At 71.9% G+C, this 16622-nt stretch carries 15 protein-coding genes; 13 read left to right on the top strand and 2 right to left on the bottom strand.

The genetic code is table 11. The features are described 5' to 3' along the window. The first annotated feature begins 96 nt into the window (after positions 1-96). From ACFPFQ_RS25090 to ACFPFQ_RS25120, 7 genes are all read left to right on the top strand, one after another. Positions 97-1005, top strand: a complete 909-nt coding sequence (locus tag ACFPFQ_RS25090) for an aldose 1-epimerase family protein (RefSeq protein WP_379622928.1) — start codon at positions 97-99, stop codon at positions 1003-1005. A gap of 64 nt (positions 1006-1069) precedes the next feature. Next, a complete protein-coding gene (locus ACFPFQ_RS25095) occupies positions 1070-2092 on the top strand; it encodes an NADP-dependent oxidoreductase (RefSeq protein WP_379622930.1) in 1023 nt (340 codons plus the stop codon). Between the two features lie 60 nt (positions 2093-2152). After that, the gene (locus ACFPFQ_RS25100; RefSeq protein WP_379622932.1) at positions 2153-2605 is read left to right on the top strand and encodes a MaoC family dehydratase; all 453 of its coding nucleotides are present in this window, start codon (positions 2153-2155) and stop codon (positions 2603-2605) included. A gap of 15 nt (positions 2606-2620) precedes the next feature. After that, positions 2621-3835, top strand: coding sequence for an acetyl-CoA C-acetyltransferase (locus tag ACFPFQ_RS25105; RefSeq protein ID WP_379622934.1), 1215 nt, complete (start codon positions 2621-2623; stop codon positions 3833-3835). Positions 3836-3949: 114 nt separating this feature from the next. After that, positions 3950-4207, top strand: coding sequence for a hypothetical protein (locus tag ACFPFQ_RS25110; RefSeq protein WP_379622936.1), 258 nt, complete (start codon positions 3950-3952; stop codon positions 4205-4207). A gap of 116 nt (positions 4208-4323) precedes the next feature. Next, positions 4324-4830 (top strand): MarR family winged helix-turn-helix transcriptional regulator, encoded by a 507-nt coding sequence (locus tag ACFPFQ_RS25115; protein ID WP_379622938.1) that lies wholly within the window; start codon positions 4324-4326, stop codon positions 4828-4830. 52 nt (positions 4831-4882) lie between these two features. Then, positions 4883-7207, top strand: coding sequence for an MDR family MFS transporter (locus ACFPFQ_RS25120; protein ID WP_379622940.1), 2325 nt, complete (start codon positions 4883-4885; stop codon positions 7205-7207). 10 nt (positions 7208-7217) lie between these two features. On the opposite strand, the gene ACFPFQ_RS25125 is transcribed toward ACFPFQ_RS25120, so the two are convergent. Continuing rightward, positions 7218-7721: an inorganic diphosphatase gene (locus ACFPFQ_RS25125; RefSeq protein WP_379622942.1), complete on the bottom strand. Its 504-nt coding sequence runs from the start codon at positions 7719-7721 to the stop codon at positions 7218-7220. Between the two features lie 229 nt (positions 7722-7950). On the opposite strand from ACFPFQ_RS25125, the gene dacB reads away from it, so the two are divergent. The 4 genes from dacB (at position 7951) to hpt (ending at position 12221) form a co-directional block, all read left to right on the top strand. Continuing rightward, entirely contained in the window at positions 7951-9318 is a 1368-nt protein-coding gene (dacB, locus tag ACFPFQ_RS25130; protein WP_379622944.1) for a D-alanyl-D-alanine carboxypeptidase/D-alanyl-D-alanine-endopeptidase, read from the top strand. A 135-nt stretch (positions 9319-9453) separates the two neighbouring features. Then, a complete protein-coding gene (locus ACFPFQ_RS25135) occupies positions 9454-10524 on the top strand; it encodes a zinc-dependent metalloprotease (protein ID WP_379622946.1) in 1071 nt (356 codons plus the stop codon). An 85-nt stretch (positions 10525-10609) separates the two neighbouring features. Then, on the top strand, positions 10610-11584 hold the full coding sequence (gene tilS / locus ACFPFQ_RS25140; protein ID WP_379622948.1) for a tRNA lysidine(34) synthetase TilS: 975 nt from the start codon (positions 10610-10612) through the stop codon (positions 11582-11584). Positions 11585-11657: 73 nt separating this feature from the next. Then, the gene (gene hpt / locus ACFPFQ_RS25145) at positions 11658-12221 is read left to right on the top strand and encodes a hypoxanthine phosphoribosyltransferase (protein WP_379622949.1); all 564 of its coding nucleotides are present in this window, start codon (positions 11658-11660) and stop codon (positions 12219-12221) included. Between the two features lie 46 nt (positions 12222-12267). On the opposite strand, the gene ACFPFQ_RS25150 is transcribed toward hpt, so the two are convergent. Beyond that, a complete protein-coding gene (locus tag ACFPFQ_RS25150; RefSeq protein WP_379622951.1) occupies positions 12268-13215 on the bottom strand; it encodes a serine protease in 948 nt (315 codons plus the stop codon). Positions 13216-13528: 313 nt separating this feature from the next. Here ACFPFQ_RS25150 and ftsH point away from each other — a divergent pair, with 313 nt between their 5' ends. Next, the gene (ftsH, locus tag ACFPFQ_RS25155; RefSeq protein WP_379622953.1) at positions 13529-15952 is read left to right on the top strand and encodes an ATP-dependent zinc metalloprotease FtsH; all 2424 of its coding nucleotides are present in this window, start codon (positions 13529-13531) and stop codon (positions 15950-15952) included. After that, positions 15949-16581, top strand: a complete 633-nt coding sequence (gene folE, locus ACFPFQ_RS25160; protein ID WP_379623279.1) for a GTP cyclohydrolase I FolE — start codon at positions 15949-15951, stop codon at positions 16579-16581. Before ftsH ends, folE begins: the two co-directional genes overlap by 4 nt. Positions 16582-16622 lie beyond the last annotated feature (41 nt).

Raw genomic sequence — 16622 nt, forward strand, 5'->3', positions numbered from 1 at the left:
CGCCACGCCCTACCACGCGAGCATGATCACCGATACCAGGTCAGAACCCTTACAGGACACGCCCTAGTAGGCCGACGGTCTACTAGGGTCCGGCGCGTGCGCATTCCCATGCCGCCGACGGGCGAGCAGTTCGAGATCGTGTCCGGTGCCGTGCGGGCGATCGTCACCGAGGTGGGGGCCGGGTTGCGGCTGCTGACCGCGGGCGAGCGCCACTTCGTCGAGACGTTCGACGAGGACCAGCGTCCGCCCCGCGGGGCGGGCAACGTGCTGGTGCCGTGGCCCAACCGCACCGCCGGTGGTCGCTGGTCGTGGCAGGGCCACGAGCAGCAGCTCGCGCTGAGCGAGCCCGCTGCCGGTAACGCCATCCACGGCCTGCTGCGCCACACCTTCTACCGCGTGGGCGAGCGGGCGGTCGACTCCGTGGTGCTGCACGCGATCGTCGCACCCCAGTCGGGCTGGCCGGTGCCGCTCGACACGAGCGTTCGCTACGCCGTGGACGGGGCCGGTCTCACCGTCACCCACACGGTGCGCAACGTCGGCGCCGAAACGGTGCCGTTCGGGGTCGGCGCGCACCCGTACCTGCGCGCCGGGGCGGCCGCCACCGACGACTGCACGCTGACGCTCGCGGCGCAGACCTCGCTGCCGCTCTCCGCAGGCCTCCCGACGGGCCCGGCGCAGCCCGTGGCGGGCGAGCTCGACCTGCGGGCCGGGCGGCCGCTGCGCGGCATGGACCTCGACCACGCGTTCGGCGGCTGCGTCCCGGCCGCGGGCGACACGCTGGTGCGCCATCGCCTCGACGGCCCCGACGCCTCCGTGGAGATGTGGGCCGACCCCGACTTCGGCTGGGTGCAGGTGTTCACGCCGGGCGACCACCCCGGCCGCGGCCGGGCCGTTGCCGTGGAGCCGATGACGTGCCCGCCCGATGCGCTGAACTCCGGCGACGGCCTGATCACGCTGGCCTCCGGCGAGCAGTGGTCGGGCAGCTGGGGGATCCGGCCGCTGTAGACCCCGCTGGACGAACCGAACGGCGCTCTAGCATTGCCGCGCCCGTTTCGGGTAGGCATCACCCATGACCCTTGCTCCCGACACCGTCAACCACCAGGTCCGGCTCGCGGCCCGCCCGAGCGGCACCCCGGGCCCCGAGTCGTGGGACCACACCAGCGAGCCCGTCGGTGAGCCTGCGGACGGGCGGTTCGTCGTCCACATCAGCCACATCTCCCTCGACCCGGCCATGCGTGGCTGGATGAACGCGGGTCGCTCCTACATCGCGCCCGTCGAGATCGGTGACGTGATGCGTGCGGGTGCGGCAGGCGAGATCGTGGCCTCGCAGCACCCGGACTTCCCCGTTGGCCAGCACGTCACCGGCACCTTCGGCGTGCAGTCCTACGCCGAGTCCGACGGTCGGGGCGTGGTGCGCGTCGACGCCGGGGTCGCGCCGCTGTCGACGTTCCTGGGCACGCTCGGCATGACCGGGCTGACCGCCTACTTCGGGCTCTTCGACGTCGGAGCGCTCAAGGACGGCGAGACCGTGGTCGTCTCCGGTGCCGCCGGCGCGGTGGGCAACGCCGTCGGCCAGCTGGCCAAGATCAAGGGCTGCCGGGTCATCGGCATCGCGGGCGGGCCGCAGAAGTGCAAGTGGCTCGTCGACGAGCTGGGCTTCGACGCCGCGATCGACTACCGCGAAGGCAACATCAACAAGTCCATCCGCGCCGCCGCGCCCGATGGCGTCGACGTCTTCTTCGACAACGTCGGTGGCGAGATCCTCGACGCCGGGCTCGCCAGGCTGCGCCGCGGTGGCCGCGTCGTGCTGTGCGGCGCGATCAGCCAGTACAACGCCGAGGGCGGCATGACCGGCCCGGCCAACTACATGAGCCTGCTGGTCAACCGCGCCCGCATGGAGGGCTTCGTGGTCTTCGACTACGCGAGCCGCTACGGCGAGGCCGTCACCGAGATGGCCGGTTGGCTCGCCGAGGGCAGGCTCACCAGCCACGACCACGTGGTGCGGGGTTCCGTCGCCGACTTCCCGGACACGCTGCTGCAGCTGTTCCGCGGGGAGAACACCGGCAAGCTGGTGCTGCAGATCGCAGACTGATCCCCTCCCCAGTTGTGGCAATCTGCAAGCCGAGCCGAACCAGATGATCAGGAGTTCAGGATGCGCGTCTTCAACGGGGTCGACGAACTGCGGGCCGCGGCGGGCAGCGAGATCGGGGTGAGCGACTGGGTCACGGTCGAGCAGACCCAGATCGACCAGTTCGCCGAGTCCACCGGTGACCACCAGTGGATCCACGTCGATCCCGAGCGGGCCGCGGCGGGTCCCTTCGGCAGCACCATCGCGCACGGCTTCCTGACGCTGTCGCTGCTACCGGTCCTGATCGGGCAGGTCTACCGGATCGACGGCGTCAAGATGGGTGTGAACTACGGCCTGAACAAGGTGAGGTTCACCTCGCCGGTGCCGGTGGGGAGCAAGGTTCGGGGGAAAATCGAGCTCGTCGACGTCGCGGACGCCGGCGGTGGGGTCCAGCTGACCAACAAGGTGACGGTGGAGATCGAGGGCGCGGAGCGTCCCGCGCTCGTCGCCGAGTGGCTGACCCGCCAGTACGTCTGACAGAGGAGTCGACTCATGCGTGACGCCGTCATCTGCGAGCCCCTGCGTACCCCGGTCGGAGGCTTCGGCGGCTCGTTGCGTGACGTGCCGGCGCACGAGCTCGCCTCCTCGGTGATCCGCGGCCTGCTCGCCCGCACCGGGATCGCGCCCGACGCGATCGACGACGTCATCCTCGGCCACTGCTACCCGACGATGGACGCGCCCGCGATCGGGCGGGTGGCCGCGCTCGACGCGGGGCTGCCCGTCACCGTCACGGGCCTGCAGATCGACCGCCGCTGCGGCTCGGGGCTGCAGGCAGTGCTCTACGCGGCGATGCAGGTGCAGACGGGTGCGTCGGAGGTCGTGCTGGCGGGCGGCGCCGAGTCGATGTCGAACGCGTCGTTCTACTCCACCTCGATGCGCTGGGGGGCCAAGGGCGGGCCCGGCGTGATGCTGCACGACTCGCTGGCCAGGGGCCGGGTCACCGCGGGTGGGGTCAACTTCCCGGTGCCGGGCGGCATGCTGGAGACGGCGGAGAACCTGCGCCGCGAGTACGCGATCCCGCGTGCGGAGCAGGACGAGTTCTCGGTGCGCAGTCACCTGCGCGCGGCGGCGGCACGCGAGGCGGGCCGGTTCGCCGACGAGATCGTCCCGATCACGGTCAAGGGCCGCAAGGGCGACACCGTGGTCGACGCCGACGAGCACATCCGCCCCGACTCAACGGTCGAGAAGCTGGCCACGCTGCGCCCGATCCTCGGCAAGGGCGACCCCGACGCCACCGTCACCGCCGGCAACGCCAGCGGCCAGAACGACGGCGCTTCGATCTGCGTGGTGACGCACCCGGACCGCGCCGAGGAGCTCGGCCTGCGCCCGCTGGTCCGGCTCGTGTCGTGGGGCATCGGCGGGGTGCCGCCTGCCACGATGGGCATCGGGCCGGTGCCCGCCGTGGCCAAGGCGCTCGACGCGGCGCGGCTCTCTCTCGCCGAGATGGACCTGATCGAGCTGAACGAGGCCTTCGCCGCCCAGGTGCTGGCGGTCACGCGTGAATGGAAGTTCACGGATGCCGACTTCGAGCGGCTCAACGTCAACGGCTCCGGCATCTCGCTCGGGCACCCGGTGGGTGCCACCGGCGGCCGCATCCTGGCCACCCTGACCCGAGAGATGGCCCGCCGCGACGCCCGCTACGGCCTCGAGACGATGTGCATCGGAGGCGGCCAGGGACTCGCTGCGGTGTTCGAGAAGGTTTCTTGACGCGAACGCAACATCGAAGTCGCGCGTCGTGATGTGAAACACGTCGCAAACGGAGTACGACATCTTCCATGGGCGCCGAACGCGGCGCGGGGGAGGCCCGAGGAGATGTCGGACGTGGAGACGTTCATCGTGAGTGGACGAGATCGCGCCGTGCTGCGTGCGGTCGATGCGGGTCGGTGCCAGCTCGGCGCCGGGTGCGAGCCGGTGCTGCTCGTGGACGGTCTGGTGTGCGCCGACTTCACCGCGGGCCTGCGGCTCGTCGAGGCCGGCCTGCTCGTCGCACCCGACGCGGCCCGACCGCTCGGTCCGGCCCGGCTCACGCCGGCGGGCCGCGCACTGCTGGGGCCCGTTCCGCAGCCCGCCCCGCACTGACGCGCGGCCCGCACCTGCGGGGATTTGCCGAGCGTCATCGGGGCGGTTCATGCTTGCGCGCACCCGCTCGGCGTGTCCTGCACGCGCAACCAGACCGACCCCGCAGAGGTGCCCCCGTGCTGTCCGACGACGAGCTCGCCACCGCCGAGGTGGTCGGCACGGAGCTCATCCGGCTGGTCCGACTCGTCGACCGCGTCCAGGTGCAGTACCAGGCCGAGAACCCCGACGCTGTCGAGCGCGCCACCTACATCCTGCTCGTCCACCTGGTGAAGGACGGGCCCCGCCGCGCGGGCGCGCTCGCCGAGGCCGTGCATTCAGACCCCTCCACCATCAGCCGCCAGATCGGCCACCTCGTGAAGCTCGGCTACGTCGAGCGCACCGCTGACCCGGTCGACGGCCGTGCCACGCTGCTGGCCGCCACGGACGAGGGAATTCGCGTGTTCAACGAGAACAAACTCGCGCGCAACACCCGGATCGCGGGGATGCTCTCCCATTGGCCAGAAGCCGATCGCCGGAGGTTCGGCGAGATGCTCGGCCGCTTCGCCACCGATTTCGAGGATTACAAGACTCGGGCGGCTGCGCCGACGCCCACCACGGACGGGCCGCATCCGGCTCGATCCTGAGGGGAGCCCGCATGACCGCCCTGGACACGCCCGCCGCCGCGCAGGTGCGGGCATGACCGCACCCGCCGCCGTCGGGGCCACACCGGTCACGGGCGACGAGCACCCCGGGGCGATGCTCAGCCACCGCCAGATCCTCACGATCTTCGCGGGCCTGATGATCGGCATGTTCCTCGCGGCGCTCGACCAGACGATCGTGGCCACCGCCATCCGCACGATCGCCGACGACCTCGACGGTCTGAGCCTGCAGGCCTGGGCCACCACGGCCTACCTGATCACGGCCACGATCTCCACGCCGCTCTACGGCAAGCTGTCGGACCTGTTCGGCCGCAAGCCGCTCTTCCTGTTCGCCATCTCGATCTTCGTCGTCGGCTCGGTGGCCTGCACGTTCGCCACGTCGATGTACGAGCTCGCGGCCTTCCGCGGCGTGCAGGGCCTCGGCGCAGGCGGGTTGTTCTCGCTGGCGCTCACGATCATCGGCGACATCGTCGCTCCCCGCGAGCGGGCCAAGTACCAGGGCTACTTCGTGGCCGTCTTCGGCACGTCGAGCGTGCTCGGGCCGGTGGCGGGCGGCTTCTTCGCGGGCCAGGCGCAGCTGCTGGGCGTCACCGGCTGGCGCTGGGTGTTCCTCATCAACGTCCCGCTCGGGATCATCGCGTTGATCGTCGTGTCGCGGGTGCTCAACGTCCCGCACACCAAGCGCAAGGCGCGCATCGACTGGCCGGGCGCCGTCGCGCTCTGCGTCGCGCTGGTGCCCCTGCTGATCGTGGCCGAGCAGGGTCGCGACTGGGGTTGGGACTCCCCGCGGGCGCTCACCTGCTATGCGGTCGGCGCCGTCGGCGTGCTGGCCTTCATCCTGCTGGAGCGGCGGATCGGCGACGACGCGCTGCTGCCGCTGCGGTTCTTCCGCGTCGGCGTGTTCAGCTGGGGCTCGATCGCCGGGTTCATCGTCGGCATGGGCATGTTCGGCGCGCTGGCGCTGCTGCCGCTGTACCTGCAGATCGTCAAGGGGGCGACGCCCACCGAGGCCGGCCTGCAGACGCTGCCGCTGGTGCTCGGGATCATGTCCATGTCGGTGCTGTCGGGGCAGGTCATCTCCCGCACCGGGCGCTACAAGATCTGGCCGATCATCGGCGTCATACTGATGATCGTCGGCATCGGCGGGCTGTCGTTCATCAACGCCGACACGCCGTACTGGCAGACGGCGCTGCTCATGGTGGTGATCGGCTGGGGCCTCGGCGGCAACATGCAGCCGCTCACGCTCGCGGTGCAGAACGCGATGCCGCCCCGCGACATGGGCGTGGCCACCGCGTCGGCCACCTTCTTCCGGCAGATGGGCGGCACGCTCGGCACCGCGATCTTCCTGTCGGTGCTCTTCAGCTCGCTGGGGTCGAAGGTGGCCGAGAACTTCCGCTCGGCAGCCGCCACCCCCGCGTTCCGCGCAGCCATCAGCGACCCAGCGGTGCAGGCGAACCCGGCGAACGCGCCGATCCTCGGTGCCGTCCGCGGTGGTGCGGCACCGTCGTTCGACGACTCGTCGTTCCTGGCGCACGCCGACGCCGTGCTCGCCCGCCCGATCCTCGATGCCTTCTCCGGCTCGATGGCGATCGTCTTCATCAGCGCGGCCGCCGTGCTCGTCGTCGGCCTGTTCGCGGTCTTCATGATGCGGGAGGTTCCGCTGCGCACCCAGTCCGGGGTGGAGGCCATCCGCGACGCCGACGACCAGCTCGCGGCCGCCGCGCTCGCGGCGCCCGTGGTGCCCGCGGAGGCGCTGACGGCTCCCGTGGCGATCGTGCACCTGCCGCCCGTCGCGGAGCCCGACGCCGGGCCCACCGCGGAGCTCGCGACCGTGACCGGACCGGAGTCCGGTGCGACGCCGGACGGACCGGGGGTGGAGGACACCGGACCGATGGAGGCGCTCGTCACGATGCCGCTGCCGATCGTGGCGCCGTTGGCGCCCGGGGAGGGCGGGAGCAATGGCAACGGGTCGGGGCGCCCGGCCGCGGACCCGGGCCGGTTGCTGGTGGCGGAACGACCGGAGCCCCGCAACGTCGAGCCCGGCAACGCCGAGCCCCGCAACGCCGTCGCGGGCCGGCACGAGGCGGCCGGTCCGGTCGTCGAACCGGTGGCACCACCCACCGCGGATGCGCGGGACCGGCTGCTCGCGTCGCTGCTGCAGGATCCCGGGCACGCCGTCACCGTGGTTGCGGCGGCCGAGCAGGCGCGGGACTCGGCCCGGCGCGCCCGCACCGAGCTGCAGCAACGGACGGCGGAACTGCACCGCGCCACCGGCGAGCTAATGGCTCAGGGCATGACTCCGGCGCAGGTCACGGCGCTGCTCGGCCTCGAGGAGGCCGACGGCGCCATCGGGGACCGGTAGCCGGAGCGGCTCAGTGCTCCGCGCCGGACTCCGCGGCGTCCTTGGCCCGCTGCCAGGAGTTCTTGATCTCGCGCTCGGCGTCGGCGCGGCCCACCCAGGTGGCGCCCTCGACGCTCTTGCCGGGCTCCAGGGTCTTGTAGATCTCGAAGAAGTGCTGGATCTCGGCCCGGTCGAACTCGGGCATGTGGTGGATGTCGCGCAGGTGCTCCTGGCGGGGGTCGTCGCTGGGGACGCACAGGACCTTGTCGTCGCCTCCCTTCTCGTCCTTCATCCGGAACATCCCGATCGCGCGGGCGCGGATCAGGCATCCCGGGAAGGTCGGCTCCTGGACGAGGACCAGGGCGTCGAGGGGATCGCCGTCCTCGCCGAGGCTGTCCTCGATGAACCCGTAGTCGGCGGGGTACTGGGTGGCGGTGAAGAGCGTCCGGTCCAGCCGGATGCGCCCCGTCGCGTGGTCCACCTCGTACTTGTTGCGCCCGCCCTTGGGGATCTCGATCGTGACGTCGAAGTCCACTGTCGTGCTCTCCTGCTGGTAGGTGGTCGGCGTATGGAGCCGATGCCGGTCGGGCGACCGGCCCCGGCGCCTACCTCTAGTGTGGGGGACCGGACTCGCGAGGTGGCTACCGGCCGACGGAGCTGTTGCGTATCTCGCACGCGGCGCGGCTCGCGAGTCGGTCCAGAGGAGGACATCGGTGGGCTTCGGCCGACGTATCGGTGACACGCTGCGGGTGCCTGGTCGCGGAGTGCGACGGGGCGTTCTCGTTCTCGTCGTGCTCGCGGTGGCGGGCGCGAGTGGTGGGGCGGTGGCGCTGACGGCGCCATCGCTGGTGGCGAACCTGAGTCCGGAGAAGCCCGTGCCGGCGCCGGTGGTGCCCAGGGCGATGCTCGGTCCGCTCTCCGCGGGGGCACCGCTGCCCACGGCGGCAGGCCTGGCCACCGCGCTGGGCACCGCTGCCGGCGACATGCCGGGCAAGTTCGGCGGCACGGTCCTGGATCCGGCCAACGGCACCGTGCTGTGGCAGCACAACCCGGAGCAGGCGCTCGCGCCCGGCTCCACCGGCAAGATCCTCACCACCTCCGCGGCGCTGCTCACACTCAACCCCACCGACACGTTCATCACACGCGTCGTCGCCGGAACGGACCCGGGCACGGTGGTGCTCGTCGGCGGCGGAGACCCCACGCTCACGGCGCTGCCCGCCGGCAAGACCGGCGTGTACCCGGATCCGTCCCGGCTCGTCGACCTGGCCGCCAAGGTCAAGAAGACCGCCAAGGCGCCGATCACGAAGGTGGTCATCGACACCAGCCGCTACAAGGGCCCGCTGCTCGCGCAGGGCTGGGACCCCGCCGACATCCCGGCGGGCAACATCACCCCGATCGTGCCCCTGATGATCGACGGTGGCCGCGTGGACCCGACGATGCAGGACGGGAAGCGCACCACCACCCCGGCCGACGCGGCGGGCGTCGCCTTCGCGAAGCTCCTCGGGCTCGACGAGGACGCCGTGGAGCCTGGCACGGCCCCGGCCGGCGCGCAGACGCTGGCCGCCGTGGCGTCCGCACCCTTCGCCGACCTGGTCGAGACCACCATCCGGGAGTCCGACAACGTGCTCGCGGAGGCGTTGGCCAGGGAGGTCGCGATCGTCAAGAACGGTGAGCCGAGCTTCACCGGCGCCGCCGCCCAGACCATGGCCGCCCTCTCGCAGGCGGGGTTCGACCCGACCGGGGCGGTGCTCAGCGACGGCAGCGGGCTCTCCACCGACGACCGGGTCCCACCGAAGGTGCTCGGTGCGCTGCTCGCGGCGGCCGCAGCACCCGCGCAGGGTGACCGCGACACCGAGTTCCTGCGCCCGATCCTCACCGGGCTGCCGGTGGCGGGCGGCGACGGCACGCTCGGCGACCGGTTCGGTCGCACCACCGACGCGGCGGCCGGACGAGGTGTCGTCCGCGCGAAGACGGGCACGCTCGACAACGTCAGCAGCCTCGCCGGGGTCGTCACCGACGCCGACGGCAGGCTGCTCGTGTTCGCGCTGATGTCCAACGGGGTCATGCCCGCGAAGGCCCGGCCGCTGCTCGACGACCTGGCCGCCACCCTCGGCGGCTGCGGCTGCCGGTAGCCGGCCGACGTCGCACAGCTTCACCAGTCGTCGCACACGGTGGAACGTGTGCGACGACCAGCAACGGTATGCGAGGTCGCCGGCGCTCGCGCTCTCCATCCCCCATTCGGGGCGCTCGGCACGTAGCGTGTGGGGGTGCGCCAGTCGACGGATGCCGCAACCCCTGCCGAGATCGCCACCGACCGGGGGCTGCCCGTCGACTGGGGTCTCGCCCGTCGCACCGCGGTCCGGCTGATCGGCAGCGGCCCCGAGGCCGAGCCCGCGCAGGCGGTCGACCTGGTCACCCGGCTGCGTTCCGACGCCGCGGTCGCCGAGGGCCACGTGCGCGAGGTCACCGGCCTCGGCCTGGGGCTGCCGTTGCTGCCCGCCGACGTCGTCGACCGTCCGGGCTGGGCCGGTGCCGCCATCGCCGGCATGGCCGCCCTCACCGCCGATGCGCAGTTGCCCGCGGTGTCGAAGGTGGGCCGGGCCGTCACCGCCCGCGCGGCTGGTCTGCAGGTCGGCGGGCTCGTCGCGTACCTGGGCGGGCGCGTGCTGGGCCAGTACGACCCGTTCGGTGGCCCCGACGGGGACGGCAGGCTGCTGCTGGTCGCCCCCAACGTCCACGCCGCCCAGACGGCGCTCGGCGTCTCCTCCACCGACTTCGGGCTGTGGGTCTGCCTGCACGAGGCCACGCACCGGCTGCAGTTCACCGCTGTGCCGTGGCTGCGCGACTTCTTCTCGTCCGAGGTCGCGTCGCTGCTCTCGGCGGTGCAGCCCGAGCGCTCCGCGATCGCGGAGCGGCTGCCCGACATGGTGCGCGCGCTGCGCGAGTCCCGCGGCGACTCGCTCGCGGTGATCGAGCTGCTGCAGGGGCCCGAGCAGCGGGCGGTGCTCGACCGGCTGCTGGCCCTCACCACGCTGCTGGAGGGCCACGCCGACCACGTCATGGACGCCGTCGGGCCCGACGTGGTGCCCAGCGTGGCCACCATCCGCTCGCGGTTCACCCAGCGGCGCCGCGGTGGCGGTGTCATCGATCGGCTGCTGCGCGCGCTGCTCGGGGTGGAGGCCAAGATCCGCCAGTACGCCGTGGGTTCGGCGTTCACCGACCACGTCGTGCTCGCCGTTGGCATGGAGGGGTTCAACCGCGTCTGGGAGAGCCCCGAGACGCTCCCCAGCCGCGCCGAGCTCGCCGACCCCGGGGCCTGGCTGCGCCGCGTCCACTAGCTCGCACACAGCTCAGCACCACGGCACACACCGTGCACGGTGTGTGCCGGCGACCGGAGGTGTGTGCCGTGCTCTGATAGCGGCGATGAACAGCCCCGCTCTCGCCGAGGTCCGACGCGCCGTCCGGGTGGCGATGGCCGCGCTGCCGCACCCCGACGCCCCGCTGCTCGTCGCGTGCTCGGGCGGCGCCGACTCCGTCGCGCTCGCCGCAGCCACCGCGGCCGAGGCGCGCGGGCCCGTGCACGCGGCCGTGGTCGACCACGACCTGCAGGAGGGCTCCGCGCAGCAGGCCGCCGACACCGTCGAGCTGCTCGCCGGACTGGGCATCACCGCAGCCGTGCACCGGGTCGAGGTGCGCGGGCCGGGCGGGACGGAGGCCGCTGCCCGGCACGTCCGCTACGCGGCGCTGCGCACGGCACGACCCGATCCGGAGTCGGCGGTGCTGCTCGGCCACACCCTCGACGACCAGGCCGAGACGGTGCTGTTGGGGCTCGGCCGCGGCTCAGGTGCGCGTTCCCTGGCCGGAATGCGCGACTGGGACGCCCCGTGGCTGCGACCGCTGCTCGGAGTGCGGCGCGCCACCACCGAGGCCGCCTGCGCCGAACTGGGGCTCCCGGTGTGGCAGGACCCGCACAACGTCGATCCGCGGTTCACGCGGGTCCGGCTGCGCCGCGAGGTACTGCCGCTGCTGGAGGAGGTCCTCTCCGGCGGTGTCGCGGAGGCCCTCGCCCGCACCGCGGCGCAGCTGCGCGACGACGTCGATGCACTCGATGCGGTGACGGCCGACCTGCTCGACGTCGCCCGCGACGGCGAAGGGCTGCGGCTCGACGTCGTCACGAACCACCCGCCCGCGCTGCGCAGGCGCCTGCTGCGTGCCTGGCTGGGCGGTATGGGCGTGACGGGCCTCACCGCCGAGCACCTCAGGGGTGCGGATCTTCTCGCAGGTCGTGGGCCGGATCGGGCCGGCGTCACCGTTCCGGGTGGGTTGGAGCTGGTGCGCGAGCGTGGCAGGCTCTCCCTGCGTCCCTTCCGCAGGCGGGGCGCCCGCTCCCCCCGCTGAGCAACGAAGCTGAGCCACGGCGCTGCTGATCCACGACGCTGCTGATCCACGACTTCGCAGGAGGACGTCCGCCGTGTACGACGGTGACATCGCATCGACGCTGGTCACCGAGCAGGCGATCCGCGACAAGATCACCGAGCTGGCAGCGCAGATCGGACGCGACTACGCGACCGTGTGCTCCGGTCTCAACCGCGAGTCCGACCTGCTGCTCGTCGGCGTGCTCAAGGGGGCGGTCATGTTCATGACCGACCTCGCCAGGGCGCTGCCGCTGCCGGTGCAGCTCGAGTTCATGGCGGTGAGCTCCTACGGCTCGGCCACGTCGTCATCGGGTGTGGTGCGCATCCTCAAGGACCTCGACCGCGACATCGCCGGGCGGCACGTGCTGATCGTCGAGGACATCATCGACTCCGGCCTGACGCTGTCGTGGCTGCTCAAGAACCTGGAGTCGCGCCAGCCCGCGTCTCTCGAGGTCTGCACGCTGCTCCGCAAGCCGGACGCGGTGAAGGTCGATGTGCCCGTCAAGTACGTCGGCTTCGACATCCCCAACGAGTTCGTCGTCGGCTACGGGCTGGACTACGGCGAGCGCTACCGCGACCTGCCGTTCATCGGGACGCTGGACCCGGCCGTCTACGCCTGAGCGGGGCCCTGCGCCCTCCAATGGGAACGAGCTGCGCGCGCCCCGGCTACGACACCGGCGGGAGCGGCGGCCCGGCCGGGGTGGCCAGCGCGATGAGCGGGACACCCACCGGCGTCGCGGTGAAGGGCTCGGTGCCCAGCGCCAGCTCGATGTCGCCGAGACCGCCGTTGGCGTTGGCGTAGACGAGCGCCTTCGCGAGGTCCGCCACGCCGTTGCTGACGGGCAGCGGGGCGAGGTTGAGGGTGGACAGCAGGCCCACCGCGTCGCCGCTGCCGTCGAGGTAGGCGCTGCCGGAGTCGCCGGGGATGCCCGGGGTCAGCGTGTAGACGACGTGGCCGTGACCGTGTCCGATGTCACCCGCGCTGATGCCGACCTTGGGGCCGAGCGTGCTGATGCCGGCGCGCAGCGGGGAGTTGCCGTAGCTGAAGACCGTCTCGCCGGGCTGCATGCCGTCGGTGTCGATGCCCTGGGGGCCGCCGAAGAACGGCAGGCTCGGGTTGACGTCGGCGACGTCGGCGCGGTCGATCTCGACGAGTCCGAAGTCGTTGAAGGCGCAGGTGTCGGGGTCGGTCTCGCGGAGCTGCTGCATCGTGAGCCATGAGCTGTAGACCAACGTGCCCTTGCGGGCCCGGCCGTCGCTGCCCTTGATCGTGACGGCGGTGCCGAGTGGCACGCTGGCCGAGGTGCAGCCGTTGGTCTCGGTCTCCGCACCGGTGCCGCCGCAGTGGCCGGCCTGGCCGATGAACGTGCGATCACCGCTGGTGAAGACGAAGTTGGCGGTGCAGGAGCCACCGCCTGCGGTCTCCGTGACGACGCCGGGATGGATCGCCGCGGAGGCGGCGGGTGCCCACCCGGAGGCGGTGGTCGCTGCCGGCACGGCGCGTGCGGACGGCAGTGCCGTCGCCGCCGTGGCTGCCGGCGCCGTGAGTGCTCCGAGAGCGATGACACCGGCTGCTCCCACGGCCGCCGATGCCCAACGACGCCTGACCGACATGTGCGCTCCCCCTGCCGCGGCGCCCCGCGGTCCCGTCGTGCATCCCCAACGCGAAAGCTAACGACCGGGAGTGCTCCCGGATACCCCTCCACGTGGTGAACCGACACGGTCGGCGCCGTCACAACGGGTGGGGAACACCGATGTGTACTCGCTCGTTGTCGGAGCACGCGCCCCGGGATGGGGCGCCGGTACGGCGCCGCGGCGCGGGCCGGAGCGAGGACCGCTATCCTGGCGGACTCGGGGCCGGTCAGCACTGTGCCGCTGCCTGCCGAACTCGCCAGGGAGGGTGAAGGCCGCCAGAGGCCGATGCTGCATGGACCGCAAGCGCCTGCTCCGAAACCCATTGATCTGGATCCTCGCTGCGATCCTGGTCTACTTCACCTTCAGCGTGCTCTTCGACGACACGCGTGGCTACACCCAGGTGCCCACGTCCGTCGCTCTCAACGAGATCAGTGCAGGTCACGTCAAGGACGCACTGGTCGAGGATCGTGAGCAGCGCCTTCGTCTCACGCTCAACACGCCGCTCGACGGCAGCTCGCAGATCATCACCCAGTACCCCGCGCAGAGCGGTGGCGCCGTGGTCGACGCGCTGCGCAACGCCCCGGACAAGCCCTCCTTCAACACCGCCGTGCGCCAGGACTCGTTCCTCGTCACGATGCTGATCTACCTGGTCCCGCTCGGCGTCGTGCTCCTCGTCCTGTTCTGGATGATGAACAACGCCCAGGGTGGCGGCAACCGGGTGATGTCCTTCGGCAAGTCGAAGGCCAAGCAGCTCAACAAGGACATGCCGAAGACCACGTTCGCCGATGTGGCGGGCGCCGACGAGGCTGTCGAAGAGCTGTACGAGATCAAGGACTTCCTGCAGAACCCCGGCCGCTACCAGGCACTCGGCGCGAAGATCCCGAAGGGTGTGCTGCTCTACGGCCCGCCCGGCACGGGCAAGACGCTGCTGGCCCGCGCGGTCGCGGGCGAGGCGGGCGTGCCGTTCTACACGATCTCCGGTTCCGACTTCGTCGAGATGTTCGTCGGTGTCGGTGCGAGCCGCGTGCGCGACCTGTTCGAGCAGGCCAAGCAGAACTCGCCCTGCATCATCTTCGTCGACGAGATCGACGCGGTCGGCCGCCAGCGCGGTGCCGGCCTCGGCGGCGGTCACGACGAGCGCGAGCAGACGCTCAACCAGCTGCTCGTCGAGATGGACGGCTTCGACGCCCGTGGTGGCATCATCCTCATCGCCGCCACGAACCGGCCCGACATCCTCGACCCGGCGTTGCTGCGCCCCGGCCGGTTCGACCGGCAGATCCCGGTCGACGCGCCCGACATGGCCGGTCGCCGCGCCGTGCTCGCCGTGCACTCCAAGGGCAAGCCGTTGGCCCCCGACGTCGACTTCGCCGGGTTGGCCAAGCGCACGGTCGGCATGTCCGGCGCCGATCTGGCCAACGTGCTCAACGAGGGTGCGCTGCTCACCGCGCGCGAGAACGGCACGCTGATCACCGCGGCCGCGCTCGAGGAGGCCGTCGACCGTGTCGTCGGCGGTCCCCGCCGCAAGGGCAAGATCATCTCCGAGCAGGAGAAGAAGATCACGGCCTACCACGAGGGTGGCCACGCGCTCGCCGCGTGGGCGATGCCCGACCTGGAGCCGGTCTACAAGCTCACGATCCTGCCCCGCGGTCGCACCGGTGGTCACGCGCTCGTCGTCCCCGAGGACGACAAGGGCCTCATGACCCGTTCCGAGATGATCGGACGGCTGGTGTTCGCCATGGGCGGGCGCAGCGCGGAGGAGCTCGTCTTCCACGAGCCCACCACCGGCGCGTCGTCCGACATCGACCAGGCCACCAAGATCGCCAGGGCCATGGTCACCGAGTACGGCATGAGTGCCCGGCTGGGCGCGGTCCGCTACGGCCGCGAGCAGGGCGACCCGTTCCTGGGCCGCTCGATGGGCAACCAGGCCGACTACTCACTCGAGGTCGCCCACGAGATCGACGAGGAGGTGCGCGCGCTGATCGAGGCCGCGCACACCGAGGCGTGGGAGATCCTCAACACCTACCGCGACGTGCTCGACGACCTGGTCCGGGAGCTGCTCGACAAGGAGACGCTCACGCGGGTCGATCTCGAACGCATCTTCGACCGGGTGGAGAAGCGGCCACGGATCACGGCGTTCAACGACTTCGGCGGGCGCACCCCGTCGGACAAGCCGCCGATCCTGACGCCCGCCGAGCTCGCCCACGAGCGCGGCGAGCCGTGGCCCCCGCAGATCGAGCCGGTCCGCGAGCCCACACCCGTCGGCTCGTACCCGGGATCCAACGGTGGCCCGGCCGTTCCGAGCAGCGGTCCCAACGGCGGCCAGCCGTACCCGGCCTCGCCCGCGCAGCAGGGCTGGGCCCCGGCCCCGCCCTACAACGGTGGCGGCTACCAGCCGGGTGCTCATCAGCCGGGCCAGCCCAACGCGGTGCCGCACAACTACGGCGCCCCGCCCGACTGGCGTCCTGCCACCACCCCCACCGGCCAGACCTGGCCGCCTGCTGGCCACTGGCAGCAGCCGCCGCCGCAGTACTGGTCGCCGGGGCCGCAGTCCGAGGGCAACGGCAGCGATGCCGAGCCGACGGCGCACATCCCGGCCGGCCAGCTCCCGACCGGTCAGATCCCCCCGGTGTCCACCACGAAGCCCGCGCCCCCGACCGACGCCGATCCGGCGCCGCGTGACAACGGCGCAGGTCCGACCGAGGACCGGCCCCGCTGAGCGGGCCTGTTCCCTCCGGAGCGGAAGCCACCAACGGTTCCGCCAACGGCCTCGCCCGACCCGGTGTCGACCGGGCTCGGGCCGAGGCCGCGGTACGGGAACTGCTGATCGCGGTCGGTGAGGATCCCGACCGGGAGGGTCTGCGGGAGACGCCCGCGCGCGTGGCGAGGTCGTACGAGGAGATCTTCGCCGGCCTGTACACCGATCCCGACGCGGTGCTCGAGAAGACGTTCGACGAGCACCACCAGGAGCTCATCCTGGTCAAGGATATCCCGCTCTTCTCGATGTGCGAGCACCACCTGGTGCCGTTCCACGGGAAGGCGCACGTCGGCTACATCCCGAGTGTCGACGGCCGCGTCACCGGGCTGTCCAAGATCGCCAGGGTCGTCGATCTCTACGCCCGCCGCCCGCAGGTGCAGGAGCGCCTCACGGCGCAGGTCGCCGACGCGCTCGTGCGCAAGCTGAATCCCCGCGGTGTCATCGTGGTGATCGAGGCCGAGCACCTGTGCATGAGCATGCGCGGCATCCGCAAGCCGGGCTCCCGCACCACCACGTCGGCGGTGCGGGGGATGCTCCAGTCCTCGCCGTCGTCGCGTGCCGAGGCGTTGTCGCTCATCCGGAGCGGGTGACGCGCGTGTCCCGCGCGGCACCGCCCACGCTGCCCCGGCCG

It is taken from the genome of Pseudonocardia sp. GCM10023141, from assembly GCF_042653605.1.

Bases quoted from the DNA above. Each gene is read 5' to 3' on its own strand.
- ACFPFQ_RS25100 (WP_379622932.1), top strand. From the start codon at position 2,153: ATGCGCGTCTTCAACGGGGTCGACGAACTGCGGGCCGCGGCGGGCAGC.
- ACFPFQ_RS25150 (WP_379622951.1), bottom strand. From the start codon at position 13,215: ATGTCGGTCAGGCGTCGTTGGGCATCGGCGGCCGTGGGAGCAGCCGGT.
- ftsH (WP_379622953.1), top strand. From the start codon at position 13,529: ATGGACCGCAAGCGCCTGCTCCGAAACCCATTGATCTGGATCCTCGCT.
- ACFPFQ_RS25120 (WP_379622940.1), top strand. From the start codon at position 4,883: ATGACCGCACCCGCCGCCGTCGGGGCCACACCGGTCACGGGCGACGAG.
- tilS (WP_379622948.1), top strand. From the start codon at position 10,610: ATGAACAGCCCCGCTCTCGCCGAGGTCCGACGCGCCGTCCGGGTGGCG.
- ACFPFQ_RS25105 (WP_379622934.1), top strand. From the start codon at position 2,621: ATGCGTGACGCCGTCATCTGCGAGCCCCTGCGTACCCCGGTCGGAGGC.
- ACFPFQ_RS25095 (WP_379622930.1), top strand. From the start codon at position 1,070: ATGACCCTTGCTCCCGACACCGTCAACCACCAGGTCCGGCTCGCGGCC.